General features: G+C 32.1%; 3 protein-coding genes. All 3 read left to right on the forward strand.

Annotation, left to right across the window (positions count from 1 at the left end; all coding sequences use genetic code 11):
* Positions 1-391 (forward strand): SMI1/KNR4 family protein (locus tag ACW2QF_RS19150; RefSeq protein WP_455717616.1); only part of this gene is annotated, 391 nt, incomplete at its 5' end.
* Positions 392-854: 463 nt separating this feature from the next.
* Positions 855-1967, forward strand: coding sequence for a pre-toxin TG domain-containing protein (locus ACW2QF_RS19155; RefSeq protein WP_455717617.1), 1113 nt, complete (start codon positions 855-857; stop codon positions 1965-1967).
* Positions 1968-2126: 159 nt separating this feature from the next.
* The gene (locus tag ACW2QF_RS19160; protein ID WP_455717618.1) at positions 2127-2456 is read left to right on the forward strand and encodes a hypothetical protein; all 330 of its coding nucleotides are present in this window, start codon (positions 2127-2129) and stop codon (positions 2454-2456) included.
* The last annotated feature ends 444 nt before the right edge of the window (positions 2457-2900 follow it).

Here is a 2900-nt window from a genome sequence, read left to right on the forward strand (position 1 = left end):
ACAATATGAAGAAAAAGGAGATTTCACGTATCCAAATGTGAATGATATAGAAATTATAGAGGCAGAAAAAAAGCTTAATGTAAAAATGCCAGAGCAGTATTGTTGGTTTTTAAAAAAATACGGTCATGGAGGTATTGGGGGAATTGAGACTTATGGTATAGGGAAAAATGGTAAAATGATATTTGTTGATAAAACTATACAATTTAAGTCATATGGATTAGCTGATGATAAGATTGTGATAGAAAACTGTGATGAATGGATTTATTGCCTTGATGAAAAAACTGAAACAGTTGAAATGTGGTCGCAAGGTGACAAAAATTACAAAACGGTATATGAAGATTTTCTTGAATACTTAAGAGATAGAATGAGTGATGCTATAGAGAATATGTAATAATATTTATTAGGGTTTCACTTTATAGCGAAATTTGCCCTGAAATTTACCCTTAGGTATACGAAAGGATTTGTCAGACAATTTCTTACAGTAATTCAACGAAGACTTGATTTTACTGACATATAAGTTGGTAAAAATTAGTCTTCAAACTTAGGGAAATGGTTTGTATATGTAACAGATGAAAGAGCAAGCAAGATTACAAATTCTGTCGATGAATATATCACAGAGAGTGAAGCTCTTGAAGATTTTATTGATAGTTGTGAGCTAATAAAATATTAAGAGGATTATAAAAGAGCTGTGAAATTTTTTGGTAAATAGAAATACAAGAGGTCTTTTGTAATGAAATAGAGGGATAGTTATTAATGTTTGTATGAGAAAAGAGTGAAAATTGATACCATAAAAAGAATTGAATTAAGAAGAATATCTGAAAACAATATATACATATGGTGAATTTGATAATAAGATGGACAAACCATTCTTAGAATTCTTATCAGCATTAGCAGATGCCACAATAATAATTCCTATAATTGATGCATGTCTAGGTGTAGACATTATCACAGGTGAAGATTTAAGTGATTTCGAAAGAGGTATGAAAGGGGTATTTGCGGCTGTAGATGTTGTAACCTTGATGGTTGGAATTAAGGCAAGTGGTATAGCGAAGGTAATAACTAAGGATAGTTTGGTGTTTGCAGGTAAAGCAATTACTATAAACATAGCGTCGAATGGTGTTGCCTATGCCGTGGGTGAGGCTGGCGAAATTATGGATTTACCACTTCCGCTAACTTTACTAATCAGTGTCTCAGCAGGTACGATAACGGCTACGGCAGCAGGGGAGTATGTATTTGCAACTGGTGTTGGAGAGGAATTGTTAAGAGCAGATAAAAAGGTTGTGGATGATCTGGTTGAACATTTGGACGAGGTTGATGGTGTTGGTTATAAAGATATTACTTCCTTAGAAGTGAAAACTGTAATTGAAAAAAATGGATTGAGTGTTGAAGAATTTTCAAAATTACTTGACCCAAATAGAATGTTGACACCACAAGAATTGCAATTTGTTGATAAAGTAAGAGCCGATATCGGTTTGCCAGAAGTGGGAACAGTTATGAACAAAACCATACCACAAAGTGATATATACAATTATTTATATAATGAAAACTATAGTGGCGTAAGAGGCTTTGTATCCGTAGATGAGCATTCTAGTTCATTATCGACATTAGATGATGTATTTGAAGGAAATAGACTAGATTATAATAATACAGAATTTAAGGTAGGAAATGGTGTAGATGGAGTTTCACAATCAGTTGGAAACGCCGATACTGTATACGGTAAAATAACATATGTGTTAGAAGATGCAGATGAGGTTAAAGTTCCAACAGATTTTCCGACAGCTGAGAATGCTCCTTATACAGGACGTGGATTTACAGGTAGTAAGAACATTGTGCTGCCAGAACTTGTACAAGAAAATAGAAAGTTTATTACAGGTGATACTCTAAGCATACATGATAGTGTTACAGGTAATACAATTTCACAATTCATATATGATAAGAAACTTGGAATATGGATTTTAAAAGAATAGGAGAGAAGTGATGAGTGAAATATATTGTATATATAAAAATAAAAAATATCTTGCTGAAATGAAAAAAACAAAGTTGAGATTTCATCTAATTACCAATATGAAGGATTTGTTGAATATGTTGATGTGCTCGGAAGGGTACATAATGATTTATTTATTAGGATGCTTGATATAGATGAGGTGGATATCATATACAAAGAAGATGTACTAATAAAATATGAAAACGAGTATTTTCAATTGTTTGCGGATAAAATCTTAAAAAATGCAGTATTAGATAATTCATATATGATATGGACTAATTCAGAGCAATTAGCAAAAGAATATATGTTTGAAAAGAAAGAGCAATTTGTGTTCATCAAGTACATAACAAGAGAAGAAATTCAAACTGTAAAAATAATAAAGAAACCAATATTAGACTTTAAAGACAAAGAACCATCAGAAGAGAATTTAGAGGGAGACGATTTGGATAAATGGCTTTCTGAATTACTTTAATTATGGTTATACTTTAGGACTTCAAAATCCTTAAATCAAAAACCTATTGTCTCCTACCTGCCGTTGACGTAAGTCAATAAGGATATAGGAAGCGGTAGGCTTTTGTCATTTACCTAAAGGGGAAAGGAAACTTTATAGCGAAATTTGACCTTAGGTATACAAAAGGATTTGTCCAACATTTTATTTCTAGTATTCTTTGGATACTTGATTTTACTGACTTCCTACAAAATGTTAAAAAACATTCTTCTACAGAGCAAATGTTTTGAAAATTGCTTTCAAACCCAGCGATGTAGGCATTTTAAGCGAATAACGTGAAACTTTAACACAGGATTTCGTTACGAGTTTTGCACTAGTATTTTGACAAATATTGAATAACATTCATCGCTAAAATTATCACAGGTGAAGATTTAAGTGATTTCGAAAGAGGTATGAAAGGGGTATTTG

It is taken from the genome of Anaerosporobacter sp., from assembly GCF_965301125.1.

Coding starts and splice junctions, on each gene's coding strand:
- ACW2QF_RS19160 (WP_455717618.1), top strand. CDS start 2,127: ATGCTTGATATAGATGAGGTGGATATCATATACAAAGAAGATGTACTA.
- ACW2QF_RS19155 (WP_455717617.1), top strand. CDS start 855: ATGGACAAACCATTCTTAGAATTCTTATCAGCATTAGCAGATGCCACA.